Here is a 19,468-nt window from a genome sequence, read left to right as displayed (position 1 = left end):
GTACCGGCCGCTACTCGGCCTGGAGCACCAGCAGGGCCAGGTCGTCCTCCGGCGGGCCGTCGCCGAAGGCGTGCACCAGCGCTCTGACGCGTGCGGCGATCAGCTGCGCGTCCAGGCCCGCGCACCCGGCGAGGGCGACGGCGAGCCCCTCGTCGTCGTCGAACTGGCGGGAGCCGTTGCGCCGCTCGGTGACGCCGTCGGTGACGCACAGCAGACTGTCGCCGGGCCACAGGTCGAAGCTCTCACTGGCGTACGTCTCGTCCTCCACGACTCCCAGCAGCGTCTGGGGCCGCGCGACCGTGCGGACGTCGCCGTCGGGCGTGAGCAGCAGCGGCAGCGGATGTCCGGCGGAGGCGAGGGTGCAGTGCACCCCGCCGTCGAACGGGACCAGTTCGCCGTAGAGCAGGGAAAGGAAACGTGTCTGCGGACCGTCGCCCGGGGCAACCGGCCGGCCCTCGACGGCGACCAGGGCCCGGGCGGCGGCGTCGGCGGCCTCGGTGGCGTCGTCGAGCAGGAGCTGGTTGAGGCGGTCCAGGACGTCGGCGACGCCGTAGCCCTCGCGGGCCAGCAGCCGCAGCCAGGGCCGGGCCAGCCCGATGACCACGGCGGCCTCCGGGCCCTTGCCCTGGACGTCGCCGACGGCGAAGCACCAGCGGCCGTCGCCGGCCGGGAAGAGGTCGTAGAAGTCGCCGCTGGGTCCGCCCTGGTCGCGGGGTTCGTAGACGAGGGCGCTGCGCATCCCGGGGATCTCGGCGACGGCGCCGGGCAGCAGGCCGCGCTGGAGGACGGCGCTGATGGTGGCCTGGCGGGCGTACTGGCGGGCGGTGCCGATGGCGAGCGCCACCCGCCGGCCGAGGTCCTCGACCAGGCCGGTGATCTCGTCGGGGAAGCGCACGGTGGCGGCCCGGCCGATGACCAGCGTGCCCAGCGGCCGGCCGCCCGCGACCAGCCGGTACGCGAGCGCCGCGCCCCACGCGCCGCGCGGGCCGAGCGCGTCGCCCGGCCAGGGGTGGGCGACCGGCCCGGAACGCCACGGGGCGGGCGGGCGCGGCGGGTCCTTCTCCAGGGCCCGGCGCAGCTCCTCGATGCGGTGCTCGCTGCCGTGCCAGACCCGGGCCAGGCGGGCGCCCACCGATGTACCGCCGTCGCCCCAGTCGGCGCGGCCCAGGGACTCGTCCTCCAGCCAGACCGCGCACCAGTCGGCGAGCCGGGGCACCAGGAGCTGTGCGACGAGGGAGGCGATCCGGTCCTCGTCGAGCTGCCCGGCCAGCAGGTCGGACGCCTCGGCGAGGAAGGACAGCGCGCCGCGGCCCAGCCACTGCCGGTCGCCGGCGTCCCGCTGACCGGCACTGCCCGGGGTCACGGTGCCGGGGGTCGCCCGGCTCTCCAGGCTCTCTTCGGTCCGGTGGGCCTCTGGGGCCACTGCTGCCCCATCGGTCCCTGCGCCCGCCCGGGTCCCATCGGTCCCTGCGCCCGCCCGGGTCCCGCCGGCCTCTGGGCCCGCTCCGGTCCCGTCGGCCTTCCCTGCGGCGCGAGGCGCCGTCGGCGTGATCGTACCTCCCGTGCCCTGCCGGGCCCACTGTTCCACCGAGTCCCACGGGCCCCTCGGCGCCCGGTCCCCGGCCGCGGTGCGGACCCGCGGGCCCCGTTCCCCGGCGTACGCCTCGATGCCCTCGGCGACGGCGAGGGCGACCGCGTCACAGACCGGCGGGAGGCCGGCCCAGACGGTCTTGACGCCCGTGCGGTACGTGATCCCCCAGGCGTCGGAGACCGTGGCGACGAGCCGCAGACCGCGACCGTACTCGGGCGTCTCGGCCGAGGACTCGGCGTCGGTGCTGCGGGGAGCGCGCGCGGGGTGGCGGTCGGACACCTCGACGACGAGCGTGCCCGTCGGCTCCAGCCGGAAGGCCACCCCGACGTCGGTACCGGCGTGGACGACGGCGTTGGTGACCAGTTCGCTGACGACCAGCAGCGCGTCGTCGGCGTGCCGGTCGGTCAGGTACTCGGTGCCGGGCAGGGCCTGCTCCGTCCAGTCGGCGAGCGCCACCCGGACCAGCGCGCGGGCCGCGCCCGGCGCGAGGGAGGTGCCGGGCAGTTCGGCACGGACCCGCGCGGATGTCTCCGGCGGGTGGGCTGACGCCCCGGTGGCAAGGGAGACGGTCTCCCGTTGCGTCGGAATGACCCCCATGGACAGCTCCCCGTGCAGTTCGTACGAATACGCCGCAGTCGATGGCGACAGAGTGACAGACTGGTCCCGCCCATAAGCGTCGAGTTACCGAAGTGGGCCGCGATGAGTGAGAACCGTGCTACATCTGTGCGCCCCGAAGGGCCCCGGGGACCGGCTGACGACCGGTTCCGCGTCACGGAACCCAGTGAGGCCCCCGTCACCATGACCGCCGAGCCGACGACAGCCGAACGCGCCGCGATCCTCCTGGTCGACGACCTGGAGGACAACCTGATCGCGCTGGAGGCCGTCCTGGGGCCCCTCGACGAGCCCCTGGTCCGGGCCCGTTGCGGCGAGGAGGCGATCCAGGCGCTGCTGAACCGACGGTTCGCCCTGATCCTGCTCGACGTGCGGATGCCCGGCATGGACGGTTTCGAGACGGCCGCCACCATCAAGCGGCTCGACCGGGCCAAGGACGTCCCGATCATCTTCCTGACCGGCACGGAGGACGCCTCCGGCTACGCGTTCCGGGGCTACGCCACCGGGGCCGCCGACTATGTCACCAAGCCCTTCGACCCCTGGGTGCTGCGCGCGAAGGTCAGCGTCTTCCTCGACCTGCACCGCAAGGACCGCGAGCTGGAACGGCTGCGGGCGGGCGAGCGAGCCGGGCAGGAGGCGATCGAGGCCGGGCTGGCCGCGCTGGAGGCCCACCTGGACGCGGACGCGCCACCGGACGTACCGGAACTGCGCCGGCGGCTGCGGGAGCTGCGGCGCTTGATCGTGCGCGGCGGGGAACGCGGGAGGCCTATGCCGTGACGGACGGCGCGGGGCAGGCGCCTCGGTGCCGGCCGTGCCCCGCGCGCCGGGACTACGCCTCGCGCGCCCCTTCGTACATCTCGTCGATCAGGTGCTTGTACGTCCGCTCCACCACCGGCCGCTTCACCTTCAGGCTCGGGGTGACCTCGCCGTGCTCGATGTCGAGGTCGCGGGGCAGCAGCCGGAACTTCTTGACCGTCTGCCAGCGCTGGAGCCCGGCATTGAGCTGATCCACGTATCCCTGGACCATCCCGACCGTCGCCGGGGCCGCGACGACCTCGGCGTACGTCCTCCCGGCCAGCCCGTTCTCCTGCGCCCACGCCATGATCGCGGCCTCGTCGAGGGCGATGAGGGCGGTGCAGAAGTTCCGGTCGGCGCCGTGCACCAGGATGTTGGAGACGTACGGGCACACCGCCTTGAACCGGCCCTCGACCTCGGCGGGCGCGATGTACTTGCCCCCGGACGTCTTGATCAGGTCCTTCTTGCGGTCGGTGATGCGCAGATAGCCGTCGGGCGACAGCTCGCCGATGTCACCGGTGTGGAACCAGCCGTCCGGCTCCAGGACCTCGGCGGTCTTCTCGGGCAGCTTGTGGTAGCCCTGCATGATGCCGGGGCCGCGCAGCAGGATCTCCCCGTCGTCGGCGATGCGCACCTCGGTGCCGGGCAGCGGCTTGCCGACCGTGCCGGTGCGGTACGCCTCGCCGGGGTTGACGAAGGAGGCGGCGGAGGACTCGGTGAGGCCGTAGCCCTCCAGGATGTGGATGCCGGCGCCGGAGAAGAAGTAGCCGATGTCGGGGGCGAGGGCGGCGCTGCCGGAGACGCAGGCGCGCAGGTTGCCGCCGAACGCCTCGCGGATCTTGGCGTAGACGAGGGCGTCGGCGGCCTTGTGCTTGGCGGACAGGCCGAAGGGGGCGCTCGCGGTGCCGGTGCGGCGGAAGTTGTCCTGGGTGACCTTGGCGTACTCGCGGGCGACCTCGGCGGCCCACTGGAAGATCCTGTACTTGGCGGCGCCGCCGGCCTTCGCCTTCGCCGCGACCCCGTTGTAGACCTTCTCGAAGATGCGCGGGACGGCCGCCATGTACGTCGGCCGGACCACCGGCAGATTCTCGATGATCTTGTCGACGCGGCCGTCGACGGCGGTGACGTGACCGGCCTCGATCTGCCCGGAGGTCAGCACCTTGCCGAAGACGTGGGCGAGCGGCAGCCACAGGTACTGCACGTCGTCGGCGCTGATCAGCCCGGTCGCGGTGGTCGCCTTCGCCATGTACGACCAGCAGTCGTGCGGGAGCCGCACGCCCTTGGGGCGGCCGGTGGTGCCGGAGGTGTAGATGAGGGTGGCGAGCTGGTCCTCGGTGAGCGCGCCGACCCGGTTCTCGATCAGGTCCGGGTCCTTCTCCAGCCGGGCCGCGCCCCGGCGCTCCAGCTCGTCGAGGGTGAGGACCCAGTCCTCGCCGGTGCCGGCGCCGGCCGGGTCGATCACCACGACATGGGTCAGGTCGGGCAGCTCGCCGCGCTTCTCCTTCGCCTTGGCGAGCTGGGCGGCGTCCTCCGCGATCAGCACCCGGCTGCCGGAGTCGGAGACGATGTACGCCGATTCGTCGGCGTTGGTCTGCGGGTAGACGGTGGTCGTCGCCGCGCCCGCGCACATGATGCCGAGGTCGGCGAGGATCCACTCGATCCGGGTCGACGACGCCAGCGCCACCCGCTGCTCGGGCTCGATCCCCAGCTCGATCAGACCGGCCGCGATGGCGTGGACCCGCTCGGCGGCCTGCGCCCAGGTCAGCGACCTCCAGTCGTCCGGCCCCTCGCCCGAGGCCGACGGTACGGGATAACGGTAGGCCTCGGCGTCCGGCGTGGCCGCCACGCGCTCCAGGAAGAGGCCCGCCACGGACGGCGGACGGTTATCGATCAGGGTCTGTGTGTCGCTCACGACATCCTCCGGGCCCGCGACGGTGCGGTACTGGCTCTGTTGCGGCTGGCTCTCTTGACTCTCTTGTTTAACTCGCGAGTAACTATCGAGCAGGGGATCAGAGTAAGGCCCGACCGGCCGGTATGTAAGGGCCCGCGCCCTGTCACTTCCCGACTGTTTCCTCCGGACAGCGGTCACGGGGACGGACAGGGGCCCGTCGCGCTTCCGTGCGACGGGCCCCTTGTGTCCGAGTGCCGGGGTTACTTCTTGCCCTTGCCCGATCCCGCGTTGTCGTCGCTGGAGAGGACGGCGATGAAGGCCTCCTGGGGGACCTCCACGGACCCCACCATCTTCATCCGCTTCTTGCCTTCCTTCTGCTTCTCCAGCAGCTTCCGCTTACGGGAGATGTCACCGCCGTAGCACTTGGCGAGGACGTCCTTGCGGATGGCGCGGATGGTCTCGCGGGCGATGACGCGGGAGCCGATGGCGGCCTGCACCGGCACCTCGAAGGCCTGCCGGGGGATCAGCTCCTTGAGCTTGGCGACGAGCCGCACACCGTAGGCGTACGCCTGGTCCCTGTGGGTGATCGCCGAGAAGGCGTCCACCTTGTCACCGTGCAGCAGGATGTCGACCTTGACCAGGCTGGAGGTCTGCTCGCCGGTGGGCTCGTAGTCCAGCGAGGCGTAGCCGCGGGTCTTCGACTTCAGCTGGTCGAAGAAGTCGAAGACGATCTCCGCGAGGGGCAGGGTGTAGCGGATCTCGACGCGGTCCTCGGAGAGGTAGTCCATGCCGAGCAGGGTGCCGCGCCGGGTCTGGCACAGCTCCATGATCGAGCCGATGAACTCGGTCGGCGCCAGGATCGTGGCGCGCACGACCGGCTCGTACACCTCGGTGATCTTGCCCTCGGGGAACTCGCTCGGGTTGGTGACGGTGTGCTCGCTGCCGTCCTCCATCACCACCCGGTAGACCACGTTGGGCGCGGTGGCGATCAGGTCGAGGCCGAACTCGCGCTCCAGCCGCTCCCGGATCACGTCCAGGTGCAGCAGGCCGAGGAAGCCGACACGGAAGCCGAAGCCGAGGGCGGCGGAGGTCTCCGGTTCGTAGACGAGGGCCGCGTCGTTGAGCTGGAGCTTGTCGAGGGCCTCGCGCAGCTCGGGGTAGTCCGAACCGTCCAGCGGGTACAGCCCCGAGAAGACCATCGGCTTCGGGTCCTTGTAGCCGCCGAGCGCCTCCGTGGCGCCCTTCTGCTGGCTGGTGACGGTGTCGCCGACCTTGGACTGGCGGACGTCCTTCACGCCGGTGATGAGATAGCCCACCTCGCCCACGCCGAGGCCGTCGGCGGGGAGCATCTCCGGCGAGTTGGTCCCGATCTCCAGCAGCTCGTGGGTGGCGCCGGTCGACATCATCTTGATGCGCTCGCGCTTGTTGAGCTGGCCGTCGATGACCCGGACGTAGGTCACGACACCGCGGTAGGAGTCGTAGACCGAGTCGAAGATCATCGCGCGGGCGGGGGCGTCGGCGACGCCGACCGGGGCCGGGACGTCGGCGACGACCCGGTCCAGCAGCGCCTCCACGCCGAGGCCGGTCTTGGCGGAGACCTTCAGCACGTCGGCGGGGTCGCAGCCGACCAGGTTGGCGAGCTCCTCGGCGAACTTCTCGGGCTGCGCGGCCGGCAGGTCGATCTTGTTCAGTACGGGGATGATCGTGAGGTCGTTCTCCATCGCCAGGTACAGGTTGGCGAGGGTCTGGGCCTCGATGCCCTGGGCGGCGTCGACCAGGAGGATGGTCCCCTCGCACGCGGCGAGCGACCGCGAGACCTCGTAGGTGAAGTCGACGTGCCCCGGGGTGTCGATCATGTTGAGGATGTGCGTGTCGTTCTTGGCGTGGGTGGGGGCCCACGGCAGACGCACCGCCTGAGACTTGATCGTGATGCCGCGCTCGCGCTCGATGTCCATGCGGTCGAGGTACTGGGCGCGCATCTGCCGCTGCTCGACCACACCGGTCAGCTGGAGCATCCGGTCGGCGAGCGTGGACTTGCCGTGGTCGATGTGCGCGATGATGCAGAAGTTGCGGATCAGAGCCGGGTCGGTACGGCTCGGCTCGGGCACATGGCTTGGGATCGCGGGCACGCAGGGTCCTGATTCTTGAGGCGTCCGCAGTGTCTGCGGTCTCGGGTCGGATCGATACGTAGCTTCCATCGTCCCACGGGCGGGGACCGGGGGGCGGTCTGGGAGGGGCGGTCACGGACCGGCCGACGGCGGGTTTGGGTGCCTCGACGGGCCGCTGGTAGTGTGGGGGGCTGTGTCTCTTGCCCTCTCAGCGTGAGGCACGACTTCTGGAAAATCACCGGTACGGGACCCGTGGGCCCCGTGCCTGAACCTGTAGAGGCTCATTCGTGGCGAACATCAAGTCCCAGATCAAGCGGATCAAGACCAACGAGAAGGCGCGGCTGCGCAACAAGGCCGTCAAGTCCTCCCTGAAGACCGCGATCCGCAAGGCCCGCGAGGCCGCTGCCGCGGGTGACGTCGAGAAGGCCACCGAGTACCAGCGCGCCGCCGCGCGTCAGCTCGACAAGGCCGTCTCCAAGGGCGTCATCCACAAGAACCAGGCCGCCAACAAGAAGTCGGCGCTGGCGCAGAAGGTCGTCGCCCTCAAGGGCTGAACCCTCATCTGGTCCGTCTGACCGCCGGAAGGACCCAGAGCGGGCCCTCTCTCATCCGCTCCCGACCGGCACCCCGAGCCCGCACGCGGCCTGCGTTCGCCACGCGGGTGTGGGCTCACCTGATGCTTGACCCGAGGCCCCGCCTTCTTGGGCGGGGCTTTGGTGTGTCCGTTGGTGTGTCCGGGGGCGGAGGGGGGCGACGGCCAGGGGGCCGGCACCACGGGGTGCTCATGCCCGGGGCCCGTCGGGGTGCTCATGCCCGGGGCCGCCCTGGCTCGGGCTGCCGTCCGTCCCGTGACCGCGCCATCCGCGCGATCGTGGCTACCGTGCTCGCGACCGCGCCATCCGCGCGATCGTGGCTACCGTGCTCACGACCGCGCCGCCCGCGCCATCGTGGCTACCGTCCTCGTGACCGCGCCCTCCCCACGACCGCGCCGCCTGCGGGATCGCGCCTGTCGTCCCCGTCACCGCACCGCCCGCGCGACCACGCCTACCGTCCCCGCGACCGCGCCGCCCGCGCGACCGTGACGACCGCCTTCTCCAGCGCGTACCCGGGATCGTCTCCCCCGCCCTTGACCCCCGCGTCCGCCTCGGCCACCGCCCGCAACGCCACGGCCACACCGTCCGGTGTCCAGCCGCGCATCTGCTGCCGCACCCGGTCGATCTTCCACGGCGGCATGCCCAATTCCCGGGCGAGATCGGCGGGACGCCCCCCACGCGCGGAGGACAGCTTGCCGATCGCCCGCACTCCCTGCGCCAGCGCGCTCGTGATCAGCACCGGCGCCACCCCCGTCGCCAGCGACCACCGCAGCGCCTCCAGCGCCTCCGCGGCCCGGCCCTCGACCGCCCGGTCGGCGACCGTGAAGCTGGACGCCTCGGCCCGCCCGGTGTAGTACCGCCCGACGACCGCCTCGTCGATGGTCCCCTCGACGTCCGCGACCAACTGGGACACCGCCGACGCCAGCTCCCGCAGGTCACTGCCGATGGCGTCCACCAGCGCCTGACACGCCTCGGGCGTGGCCGACCGACCGGCGGCACGGAACTCGCCGCGCACGAAGGCCAGCCGGTCCGCCGGCTTGGTCATCTTCGGGCACGCCACCTCCCGCGCCCCCGCCTTGCGCGCCGCGTCCAGCAGCCCCTTGCCCTTGGCGCCGCCCGCGTGCAGCAGGACCAGGGTGATCTCCTCGGCGGGTGCGCCGAGGTAGGTCTTGACGTCCTTGACCGTGTCCGTGGACAGGTCCTGCGCGTTGCGTACGACCACGACTTTGCGCTCGGCGAAGAGCGACGGACTGGTCAGCTCGGCGAGCGTGCCGGGCTGCAACTGGTCCGGGGTGAGGTCGCGTACGTCCGTGTCGGCGTCGGCGGCCTTCGCGGCGGCCACCACCTCCCGCACGGCACGGTCGAGCAGGAGGTCCTCCTGGCCCACGGCAAGGGTCACCGGGGCGAGAGGGTCGTCATTCGCAGTCTTCCTGGCCATCGCGACAAGCATCGCACGCGGCACTGACAGCGGCCGCCGAGTCGGAGGCGGCGGTCGAGGGCGGGGGCAGGGGCGGGGGCGGGGGCAGGGGCGGCGAGGCTAGGGCTCCTCGCGCCAGCCGTCCCACTCCGCGGCGAACTCGTCCAGTTCCCCGGCGTCCAGCTGCCGCTCCTCGTCCCGCAGGACGACGAGCCACTGGGCGTCCTCGGCGTCGTCCTCACCGGCCAGCGCGTCCCGGAGGAGCCGCGGCTCCTCGGTGACGCCGAACCGCTCCCCCAGTGCCTCGGCCACCTCCTCCGCGGCATCGCGGTCGGGCAGGACCAGCACATGTCTCACATCACTCACGCCGGACATTGTCCGTCACCGGCGACCAGCCGGCCCGGTCAGCCCGGTCAGCCCGGTCAGCCCTTGGGGACGATCTGTATGTCGAGGTCGATGGTGATGCTGGGCCCGACCACGGCGATGCCGCGCGCCAGCATCGTCTGCCAGCTGACCGTGAAGTCGTCCCGGTGCAGTTCCGTGGTGGCCCGGCAGGCCGCCCGCACCTCGCCCTCCATGCCGTTGCCGAGCCCGAGGTACTCGGCGTCCAGCGTCACCGTCCGTGTCACGCCGTGCAGCGACAGTCCGCCGGTGACCGCCCACCGGTTGCCGCCCCGGTGCGCGAACCGGTCGCTGTAGAACTCCAGCGTCGGATACCTCGCCACGTCCAGGAAGTCCGCCGACCGCAGATGGTCGTCGCGCATCCGCACATTGGTGTCGATGGACGCCGCGTCGATCACCACGTGCATCGCCGACCGCTCCATCTCGTCGGCGATCCGCACCGCCCCGGCGAAGGAGTTGAACCGCCCGTGGATCCGGGCCAGTCCGATGTGCCGCGCGGTGAAACCGATCGAGGAGTGCGCCGGCTCGATCTCCCAGTCCCCCGTCTTCGGCAGCTCCGGCACCGCCGCGACCTGCAAGGTCACATCACCGAGCGAGGAGAGCGAGTCCTCGACCACGGTCGCGGACGCCCGGTACGGGGTGAATCCCTCGGCGGACACCGCGAGCCGGTACTCCCCCGCCGGCACCGCCGTGACGAACGACCCGTAGGGGTCCGTCCCGCCGCGGACGATCTTGCGCCCCATGCTGTCGCTCACCGTCAACTTCGCGTGCGCCACGGGCTCGTTGACCGGGTCCAGCACCCTGCAGCTCAGCACTCCCGCGTTCGGCGGAACCCGCACCGCCGCCAGGGGTCCCGTCCGTCGTGCCCGCTTCGCGCGGCTTCCCAACAAGCGGCCGATCATCTACGACACCCTCTGTACGACGCTGAATCTTCTCTGCCGAAGGTGCATTCGATCACCGTTGAGGCTTTCCAGGCAACACGGAAGCACATCACAGCAAAGCGGCCCATGTGACAGCACTGCGTATGAGTGGCCCCGCTGTGGCCCGAATTGATGGTTCCGGTATCGGTTTGCACAACTGCCGCACAGTCGACGCCTGTTGCCCGCACAGCTCTCACCTTCCTGTCACCCGCAGCCCCTCCTCCGTGCCCGCGACCGCCAGCGCGCCGTCCCGGTCGGTCCGCAGGACGGCGGCGCCCTGGGCCCGTAGCGCCACGAGCGTGCCGGGGGCGGGGTGGCCGTACATGTTGCGCGCACCGCAGGAGATCAACGCCACCCGCGGGGCCGCCCGGCGCAGCAGCCCCGGGTCCTGGTGGGCCGAGCCGTGGTGGGCCACCTTGAGCACGTCCACCCCTTCCAGCGCGGAGGCCACCGGCGATCCGGCCAGTGCCCGCTGGGCGGGCGGTTCCAGGTCCCCGAGCAGGAGCAGCCTGAGGCCGGCCGTCCTGACCAGCAGGGTGACGCTGGCGTCGTTCGGACCCTCCACGCCGAGCCGCTGACTCGACGCGGGCGGCGGAGGCCACACCACCTGCCAGGACAGCGCTCCCGTCCGCCGGCGCTCCCCGGCGACCGCGTGCCGCAACGGGATCTTCCGTGCCGCCGCCCGTGCGCGGACGAAGTCCACCTGGTCCGCCGGTTCCTCGAAGCCGGTCGTCTCGATGGCGCCCACCGAACGCCCCCGGAGCACACCCGGCAGCCCGGCCACATGGTCGGCGTGGAAGTGGGTCAGCACGACGAGCGGGACCCGGGTGATGCCGAGCGACCGCAGACAGCGGTCGACGAGGACCGGATCGGGTCCGGCGTCCACCACCACGCCCGTGCCCTGGCCCGCCGCGAGCACCATCGCGTCGCCCTGCCCGACGTCGCACATCACCAGCCGCCAGTCCGGGGGCGGCCAGCCCGTGATCACCCGGGTCAGCGGCGCCGGCCGCAGCACCGCGACCACCAGCGCCAGCACACAGACACCGCACCACCAGGGATGCCGTGTCAACCGCCGCCCCGCGAGCAGTACACCGACGGTCACCAGCGCGAGCGACGCCGCCCCGGTCCAGCTCCCGGGCCAGTCCACTCCCGCGCCGGGCAGCGCCGCCCCGGTCCGGGCCACCCGCGCGAGCCAACCGGCCGGCCAGCTCGCGCACCACGCCATCACCTCGGCCACGGGCATCGCCACCGGGGCGGTGGCCAGCGCGCCGAAGCCGAGGACCGTGGCCGGCGCGACGGCGAACTCGGCCAGCAGATTGCACGGCACGCCCACCAGACTCACCCGCGCCGACAGCACGGTGACGACGGGCGCGCAGACCGCCTGGGCCGCGGCAGCGGCGGCCAGCGCCTCGGCCAGGCGGGGCGGCACCCCCCGGCCGCGCAGGGCGGTGCTCCAGCGCGGCGCCAGCGTGAGCAGGCCACCGGTGGCGAGCACCGAGAGCAGGAAGCCGTAACTCCGGGCGAGCCACGGGTCGTACAGCACCAGCAACAGTACCGCCGTCGCCAGCGCCGGGACGAGGGATCTGCGGCGGCCGGTGGCCAGGGCGAGCAGCGCGACGCCTCCGCAGGCCGCGGCCCGCAGCACGCTCGGGTCGGGGCCGCACACGACGGCGAACCCGAGGGCCAGCGCCGCCCCGAGCAGGGCCGTCGCCCGCAGCGGGACGCCGAGGCGGGGGGCCAGTCCCCGGCGCTCGCTGAGCTGGGCCAGACCGGGCGGGCCCAGCAGCAGGGCGAGCAGGATGGTGAAGTTGGCCCCGCTCACGGCGAGCGTGTGCGCGAGGTCGGTCTCCTTGAACGCCTCCTCCAGGTCCGGGGTGATCCGCGCGGTGTCGCCGACGACCAGCCCGGGCAGCAGCGCCCGGGCGTCCGCCGGGAGGTCGTCGGTGGCCGCCCGCAGCCCGGCACGCAACCGTCCCGCGACCCGCTGCGCCCCCGACGGTCCGGCCACGACGTCCGGCGTCGCCCCGCCCCGTACCCGCCACAGGGCGGCGATACGGTCCCCGCCCACCGCAGGGGGCGCCGAGCGGGCGGTGACTTGCACCCGCGTGGTCGGCAGCAGCCCGAGCCAGGGCGAGGCGCGGGCCCGGTCGGGGGCCGTGCCCGGGTCCGCGCCGTCGGGGTCGCGCTCCGGTGCCCCCGGGACCGGGGCCCCCGGATTCCGCTCCGGCGTCCCCACGTCCAGGTCGACGATCATCCGTACCGGTGTCCGGGTCGTCGCCACCGTCCCGTCCGCCTGCTCCACTCGGCGTACGTCGGCGTCGACCAGCACGGCGGGCGGCGCCTCGTGGTTGCCCTGGACGCGGGGGCGGGTGAGACGCGGGCCGGAGGTCAGCTCCACCTCGGCGGTCACGGTGGCGTACCGCCGGGCCAGTTCCGGTACCGGGCCCCGGCGCAGGTCGGCTCCGTGCAGTCCGGCCGAGGCGGCGGACGCGGCGACACAGAGCAGCAGGGCGGCGACGGCGGGCCGGTGCCGGCCCCAGCGTTCGCCGTGGGATCTGCGCCGGGTTGCCCGGCACGCCAGCAGGAGCCCGGCGGTGACCGCGCAGCCGACCACCGCGCAGACGGTCCACCCGGCGGACCTGTCCAGGAACAGGGCCGCCGCGGCCCAGGCTCCGAGGGCGGGCGGCACCAGGCGCAGGTCCACCGGGCCCTCCTGCCGGGGACGGGCGGCGCCGAGCCGCTTCCCGGAGGCGGCATGGACGGCCGTCCGGGTCGCCGCGGCGGGGGCCCGGGTCGTCGCGGCGGGCGCCCGGGTCGTCGCGGCGGGCGTCCGGGGCGTCGCGGCGGGCGTCCGGGTCGTCGCGGCGGGCGCCTGCACCGGCTCGGCCGACGGGTGTGCGCCGTGCCGGTCGTCCGGCGCGTGAGGCGGCTCGGTGCGGCGCGTCATGGCCGTACGAGGTCGCGCAGGTCGGCGAAGCGGCGCTCACCGATGCCGTTGACCTCGCGCAGTTCGTCGACGGAGCGGAAGCCGCCGTGCTGGGTGCGGTACTGGACGATGTGCCCGGCGAGCACGGGGCCGACGCCCGGCAGGGTGTCGAGTTGGTCGACGGTGGCCGTGTTGAGGGAGACGGGGGCGGCGGGCCCCGCTCCGGGTCCCCCGGCGGTACCGCCACCGGGCCCGCCGACGGAGCCGGCCCCCGTACCCGCGTCCTCGGGGGGAGGGCCGACGATGACCTGTTCGCCGTCCACCAGGAACCTCGCGCGGTTGAGCGCGCCGGTGTCGGTGCCGGGGCGTACACCACCGGCCGCGCGCAGGGCGTCCGCCACCCGTGAACCCGGCGGCAGCCGGTGGACGCCGGGGTCGCGTACCTTGCCGCTGACGTCCACCACGATCTCGGCGCCCGGAGTCGCCCCCGGCGTGCCGGCCGTCACCGGGTCCGTCCCACCCGGCGTGCCCGTGGCCCCGGCCTCTTGCGCGGGCGCGCTCCGCCCGCCGTACGGCGCTGCCGCCGCCCGCACCAGGTCGGGTGCGGTCACGGACTGGGTCCGGCCGGTCCAGAAGTGCTGCACCGCGAGACCCGCGGCGGCGACGAGCACCACGGTCAGCGCCAGCACACCGCGCCGTTCCAGCCCGCACCTGGTCTGGAGCCACAGCGGCATCCGCTCCCGCAGCGCCAGCCGGGCACGCCCCCAACGGGACCCGGCGTCACGGGCGGCCCCGACGTCCGGGACGGCTCCCGTACCTACGGCGGCCCCGGCATCCGGAACAGCCGCCGGATCCGCGACGCCCCTAGCCTCCCCGGCCTCCCCGGTGTCCGCCCAGATCTCCGCCCGCGGGGCGTCGGCGCCCGGGCCCGCGGCCCGCCGCCCGGGCGGCGCTTTCCCCGGCCCTCGCCGCTGAGCGCCCCCTTCCCCGGAGCCGGCCCATCCCGGCCGTTCGCCGAACAGCGCCTCCGCCCGCCCGCGAATCTCCTCCGCCGAAGCCGAGGCCGAAGCCGAAGCAGACGCGGAAGCAGAAGCCCGGCGGCCGTGGTGCCGTGCCCGGCCCGGGGGCCGTACCCGGCCGTGGACCTGCGGTGGGCGTCGGTGACGGAAGCGGCCGTCGGAGGCGGGGCGGCGGCCAGGGCCGCTGGTGGGTGCCGTTGCGCGAGAACCTGATCGAAGTGCCATGCGCCGAGGATCGGACGACCCGGCACCCTCGCGATGATCATGGTCGGTTTCTGGGGACCGACGCCCGCTTGTGGATATCTCCGCCACCCGCACGGGTGACGGGCTTCACCGGGACGAGACGACGACCCCCAGCAACCCGGGTCCCGTGTGCGCCCCGATCACCGCCCCGACCTCGCTGACGTGCAGGTCGGCCAGGCACGGCACCCTGGTCCGCAACCGGTCCGCCAGGGCCGAGGCCCGGTCGGGGGCGGCGAGATGATGGACGGCGATGTCGACCTCGGCGCCGCCCGCCCGGTCGGCGGCGATCTCCTCCAGGCGGGCGATGGCCTTGGATGCCGTGCGCACCTTCTCCAGCGGCTCGATCCGGCCGTCCTCCAGCCGCAGCAGCGGTTTCACCGCCAGCGCGGACCCGAACAGTGCCTGCGCGGCCCCGATCCGGCCGCCGCGGCGCAGATAGTCGAGGGTGTCGACGTAGAAGTAGGCGGACGTGCCCGCCGCCCGCTTCTCCGCCGCCGTGACGGCCTCGTCCACCGTGCCGCCGTTCCGGGCCGCCTCGGCCGCGGCGACCGCGCAGAAACCCAGCGCCATGGCGATCATGCCGGTGTCCACGACCCGTACCGGGACGGGCGCCTCGCGTGCCGCGACCACCGCCGCGTCGTAGGTGCCCGACAGCTCGGCGGAGAGGTGCAGGGAGACGATGCCGGTGGCGCCGGAGCCGGCGGCCTTCCGGTAGGTCTCGGCGAACGTCTCCGGGCTGGGACGGGAGGTCGTGACCGGTCGTCGCTTCTGCAACGCCTGGGCCAGCGAGCGGGTCGAGATCTCGGTGCCCTCCTCCAGCGCCCGGTCGCCCAGAACCACGGTCAGGGGCACCGCGGTGATGCCGTGACGCTCCATCGTCCGGGGCGGCAGGTAGGCCGTTGAATCGGTGACGATCGCGACATGGCGGGACATGAGCTGGAGGTTACCTGCCGTAGCGCCCATACGGCAGTCCGGCCCCGGTCACCAGCACCGGTCACCGCCATCGGCACCGAACAGGCCGCGCTGCCGAGCCCGGCCGCCGGGCCGGACTGTCACGTCGTGCTCTCCGGCCGGGCCTTCTTCTGCCAGGGGTACGTCGGGCGCGGCCCGGCCGGGTCGATCGCCGGTCGCGCCGGTTCCCCGGCGGAAGCCGGCCGCCCCGGTCCGGCGCTCGCGTCGGTGGCGGCCGGCGTCTCGGGCCACGGGGGCGGCGGGGAGACGGGCTCCGTCCGGGTCCAGTGCCGCAGGGCGCCCGCCTCTACGTCGATCTGGGCGCTCAGTGAGTCCAGGTCGTCGTCCGCGAAGCGGCGGGCACGGTCGCGGGCCGCCCAGCGCAGGGAGTCGGCCGCCTGCGTGATGCGCTCGGTGCGCTCGCGCAGCCCGGGCAGGCGCTCCGCGAGGGTGGCGCGGTCCGGCTCGGTCTCCAGCCGCCGCAGCTCGGCGTCGAGTTCGTGTCCGTGCGCGCTGAGCCGCGCGAACAGGCCCAGGGACTCCTTGAGGGACTCGTCCTCGGCCACGCCCGCGTCCAGCGCGTCCTGCGTGGCCCGCATGGACGTGCGCAGCGACAGCCGCAGCCGCGCGACCTCACCGGCCGATCCCGGCTGGACCAGGGACTTGGCGCGCAGCGTGTGCTCCTCCACCGTGCGGCGGGCCTGAGTGATGCCGCGGTCCACGCCCCGCTTGGCGGCGCCGACGGCCTTCACCGTGGCATAGGCGCCAAGGGCGATCATGAGCACGAAGAGCAGGGCGACGACTGCGATCACTGCTTCCACGGTGCTCCTCCTCCGGCCCGCCCCGCGGGCGCTCGCGGCGCCCACCGCGCCACTCTCTTCCACCGTAAACGCAACGGGCAGGCCCGGAGTTCCAGAAAAACCCCGAACCTGCCCGTAGGGGACCGCCCTGAGCACCTCAGCCGGCCAGCCGGCCAGCCTGCCATGCCGAGCTGAGGCCGCCCTCATGCCGCCCTCATGCCGCCCTCATGCCAAGCTCACGCCGGCACGATGTTGACCAGCTTGGGCGCCCGCACGATGACCTTGCGGATCCCGGCGCCGCCCAGCGCGGCCACGACCTTCTCGTCGGCCAGCGCCGCCTTCTCCAGGTCCGCCTCGGAGATGTCCGGGGCGACCTCCAGCCGCGCCTTGACCTTGCCCTTGATCTGGACCACGCAGGTGACGGTCTCGTCCACGACGTAGGCCGGGTCGGCGACCGGGAAGTCCTGGTGGACGACGGAGTCCGGGTGGCCCAGCTTGCGCCACAGTTCCTCGGCGACGTGCGGGGCCAGCGGCGCGACCATCAGCACCAGCGCCTCGGCGACCGGCCGCGCGAGGGGGCCGCCCACCTTGGTCAGGTGGTTGTTCAGCTCGGTGACCTTGGCGATGGCGGTGTTGAACCGCATGCCCTCCAGGTCGCCGCGCACCCCGTCGATCGCCTTGTGCAGCGCCCGCAGCGTGTCCACGTCGATGTCGGCGGGGTCGGTGTCCACGACCGTGACCTCGCCGGTCGTCTCGTCGACGATGTTGCGCCACAGCCGCTGCAGCAGCCGGAACTGGCCGACCACCGCGCGGGTGTCCCACGGCCGGGAGACGTCCAGCGGGCCCATGGCCATCTCGTACAGGCGCAGCGTGTCCGCGCCGTACTCGGCGCAGATCTCGTCCGGAGTGACCGCGTTCTTCAGCGACTTGCCCATCTTGCCCAGCAGTCGCGACACCTTCTCGCCCTGGTAGAAGTACGCGCCGTCGCGCTCCTCCACCTCGGCGGCGGGTACGGCGATCCCGCGCGCGTCCCGGTAGACGTACGCCTGGATCATGCCCTGGTTGAACAGCTTGTGGAACGGCTCGGCCGAGGAGATGTGCCCCAGGTCGAACAGCACCTTGGACCAGAAGCGCGCGTACAGCAGGTGCAGCACCGCGTGCTCGGCGCCGCCGACGTACAGGTCGACACCGCCGTGCGGCTGGCCCTCGCGCGGCCCCATCCAGTACTGCTCGATCTCGGGGTCGACCAGCTTCTCGCTGTTGTGCGGGTCCAGGTAGCGCAGCTCGTACCAGCAGGAACCGGCCCAGTTGGGCATGGTGTTGGTCTCGCGCCGGTACTTCTTCGGTCCGTCGCCCAGGTCCAGCGTGACGTTGACCCAGTCCTCGTTGCGGGACAGCGGCGTCTCGGGCTGGGTGTCGGCGTCGTCCGGGTCGAAGGTGCGGGGCGAGTAGTCCTCGACCTCCGGCAGTTCCAGCGGCAGCATCGACTCGGGCAGCGGGTGGGCGATGCCGTCCTCGTCGTAGACGATCGGGAAGGGCTCGCCCCAGTAGCGCTGGCGGCTGAACAGCCAGTCGCGCAGGCGGAAGTTGACGGTGCCCTCGCCGATGCCGCGCTCGGTCAGCCACTCGGTGATGCGGGCCTTGGCCTCCACCACGCCCAGGCCGTCCAGGGAGATGTCCGCACCGGACGAGTTGACGATCTTCGCGTCGTACGAGGAGAAGGCGTCGTCCCAGGCCGACGGGTCGGTGCCGCGGTCGTCGGAGGGCTCGACCACGCACCGCATCGGCAGCTCGAAGGCGCGCGCGAAGGCGAAGTCACGGCTGTCGTGCGCCGGTACGGCCATGATCGCGCCGGTGCCGTAGCCCATCAGGACGTAGTCGGCGATGAAGACGGGGACCTTCTCGCCGTTGACCGGGTTGGTGGCGTACGCGCCGGTGAAGACGCCGGTCTTGTCCTTGGCCTCGGCCTGGCGCTCGACGTCGGACTTGGCGGCGGCCTGCGCGCGGTAGGCGGCGACGGCCTCGGCGGGGGTGGCGTGACCCCCGGTCCACACCTGGTGCGTGCCCTCCGGCCAGGCGGCGGGCGTGAACTTCTCCACCAGGGGGTGTTCGGGGGCCAGCACCATGTAGGTGGCGCCGAACAGGGTGTCCTGGCGGGTGGTGAAGACGGTGATGTGCTCGCCGTCGATGGGGAAGTCGACGCGGGCGCCCTCGGAGCGGCCGATCCAGTTGCGCTGCTGCAGCTTGATGGCCTCGGGCCAGTCCAGCTCGTCCAGGTCCTCCAGCAGCCGGTCCGCGTAGGCGGTGATCCGCATGTTCCACTGGCGCAGCTTGGCCTTGAAGACGGGGAAGTTGCCGCGCTCGGAGCGGCCGTCGGCGGTGACCTCCTCGTTGGCCAGCACGGTGCCCAGCCCCGGGCACCAGTTGACGGGCGCGTCGGAGGCGTAGGCCAGCCGGTACTCGCCCAGGACGTCGGCGCGCTCGGCGGTGGTCAGCTCGCTCCAGGCCCGTCCTCCGGGAACCTCACGCGCGCCGGACTCGAAGGCGGCGACCAGCTCGGCGATGGGCCGGGCCTTCCGCGCCTCCTCGTCGTACCAGGAGTTGAAGATCTGCAGGAAGATCCACTGGGTCCACTTGTAGTAGTCCGGGTCGATCGTGGCGAACGACCGGCGCTTGTCGTGGCCCAGGCCCAGCCGGCGCAGCTGGGCCTTCATGTTCTCCATGTTGGCCTCGGTGGACGCACGCGGGTGCGTGCCGGTCTGCACGGCGTACTGCTCGGCGGGCAGGCCGAAGGCGTCGAAGCCCAGGGTGTGCAGGACGTTGTGGCCGGTCATCCGCTGGAAGCGGGCGAAGACATCGGTGGCGATGTAGCCCAGGGGGTGGCCGACGTGCAGGCCCGCACCGGACGGGTACGGGAACATGTCCATGATGAACTTCTTGGGCCGGGCGACCGCCTCCGGGGCGCCCGCCAGGTCACCGGTCGGGTTCGGCGCCGCGTAGGTGCCCTCGGCGTCCCAGAAGTCCTGCCAGCGTGCCTCGATCTCGGCCGCCAGGGCTGCCGTGTAGCGGTGCGGCGCCACCGCCTCGGCGGTGGTGGCGGGGTTCGTCTCGCTCATGATCCTCAAAGCTCCATCGATCGTCTTCGCCTGCGGCTGCGACTCTCACTCATGACAGAAATGACAGAAATGAAAAATCCCCTC

The 19,468-nt window shown here is 72.9% G+C and carries 13 protein-coding genes; 2 read left to right on the top strand and 11 right to left on the bottom strand.

Annotated elements, in window-relative coordinates:
- Window positions 1–10: 10 nt before the first annotated feature.
- Complete coding sequence (locus tag ACZ3IG_RS02260) at window positions 11–2,188, bottom strand: SpoIIE family protein phosphatase (RefSeq protein ID WP_467428165.1); 2,178 nt, start codon at window positions 2,186–2,188, stop codon at window positions 11–13.
- Window positions 2,189–2,389: 201 nt separating this feature from the next.
- On the opposite strand from ACZ3IG_RS02260, the gene ACZ3IG_RS02255 reads away from it, so the two are divergent.
- Window positions 2,390–2,980 carry a response regulator gene (locus ACZ3IG_RS02255; RefSeq protein WP_467428162.1) on the top strand — a complete coding sequence of 197 codons (591 nt, stop codon included), beginning with the start codon at window positions 2,390–2,392 and terminating at the stop codon, window positions 2,978–2,980.
- Window positions 2,981–3,032: 52 nt separating this feature from the next.
- Here the strand turns inward: ACZ3IG_RS02255 and ACZ3IG_RS02250 are convergent, their stop codons facing one another.
- Both ACZ3IG_RS02250 and lepA read right to left on the bottom strand, forming a co-directional pair.
- Window positions 3,033–4,910, bottom strand: coding sequence for an AMP-dependent synthetase/ligase (locus tag ACZ3IG_RS02250; RefSeq protein ID WP_467428161.1), 1,878 nt, complete (start codon window positions 4,908–4,910; stop codon window positions 3,033–3,035).
- A gap of 239 nt (window positions 4,911–5,149) precedes the next feature.
- Window positions 5,150–7,018 (bottom strand): translation elongation factor 4, encoded by a 1,869-nt coding sequence (lepA, locus tag ACZ3IG_RS02245; protein ID WP_467428159.1) that lies wholly within the window; start codon window positions 7,016–7,018, stop codon window positions 5,150–5,152.
- A 266-nt stretch (window positions 7,019–7,284) separates the two neighbouring features.
- Here lepA and rpsT point away from each other — a divergent pair, with 266 nt between their 5' ends.
- The gene (gene rpsT / locus ACZ3IG_RS02240; protein ID WP_467428156.1) at window positions 7,285–7,551 is read left to right on the top strand and encodes a 30S ribosomal protein S20; all 267 of its coding nucleotides are present in this window, start codon (window positions 7,285–7,287) and stop codon (window positions 7,549–7,551) included.
- Window positions 7,552–8,041: 490 nt separating this feature from the next.
- On the opposite strand, the gene holA is transcribed toward rpsT, so the two are convergent.
- The 8 genes from holA to leuS all read right to left on the bottom strand — a co-directional run bounded on the left by holA (window position 8,042) and on the right by leuS (window position 19,384).
- Window positions 8,042–9,028: a DNA polymerase III subunit delta gene (gene holA, locus ACZ3IG_RS02235; RefSeq protein ID WP_467428155.1), complete on the bottom strand. Its 987-nt coding sequence runs from the start codon at window positions 9,026–9,028 to the stop codon at window positions 8,042–8,044.
- 99 nt (window positions 9,029–9,127) lie between these two features.
- On the bottom strand, window positions 9,128–9,373 hold the full coding sequence (locus ACZ3IG_RS02230; protein WP_467428153.1) for a hypothetical protein: 246 nt from the start codon (window positions 9,371–9,373) through the stop codon (window positions 9,128–9,130).
- 56 nt (window positions 9,374–9,429) lie between these two features.
- Window positions 9,430–10,311, bottom strand: coding sequence for a YceI family protein (locus ACZ3IG_RS02225; RefSeq protein ID WP_467428152.1), 882 nt, complete (start codon window positions 10,309–10,311; stop codon window positions 9,430–9,432).
- A 211-nt stretch (window positions 10,312–10,522) separates the two neighbouring features.
- Window positions 10,523–13,276: a ComEC/Rec2 family competence protein gene (locus ACZ3IG_RS02220; protein WP_467428149.1), complete on the bottom strand. Its 2,754-nt coding sequence runs from the start codon at window positions 13,274–13,276 to the stop codon at window positions 10,523–10,525.
- Window positions 13,273–13,989, bottom strand: coding sequence for a ComEA family DNA-binding protein (locus ACZ3IG_RS02215; protein WP_467428148.1), 717 nt, complete (start codon window positions 13,987–13,989; stop codon window positions 13,273–13,275). The genes ACZ3IG_RS02220 and ACZ3IG_RS02215 overlap by 4 nt, the downstream gene beginning before the upstream one ends.
- A 615-nt stretch (window positions 13,990–14,604) precedes the next feature.
- Window positions 14,605–15,450 (bottom strand): DegV family protein, encoded by an 846-nt coding sequence (locus ACZ3IG_RS02210; protein ID WP_467428147.1) that lies wholly within the window; start codon window positions 15,448–15,450, stop codon window positions 14,605–14,607.
- 119 nt (window positions 15,451–15,569) lie between these two features.
- Window positions 15,570–16,289: a hypothetical protein gene (locus tag ACZ3IG_RS02205; protein ID WP_467428145.1), complete on the bottom strand. Its 720-nt coding sequence runs from the start codon at window positions 16,287–16,289 to the stop codon at window positions 15,570–15,572.
- 215 nt (window positions 16,290–16,504) lie between these two features.
- Window positions 16,505–19,384, bottom strand: a complete 2,880-nt coding sequence (leuS, locus tag ACZ3IG_RS02200) for a leucine--tRNA ligase (protein ID WP_467428143.1) — start codon at window positions 19,382–19,384, stop codon at window positions 16,505–16,507.
- Between the last annotated feature and the right edge of the window lie 84 nt (window positions 19,385–19,468).

It is taken from the genome of Streptomyces sp. NPDC016677 (assembly GCF_055562815.1).
Note: the sequence above shows the minus strand (reverse complement) of the source record. Positions and strands in the feature narration are given on the sequence as shown.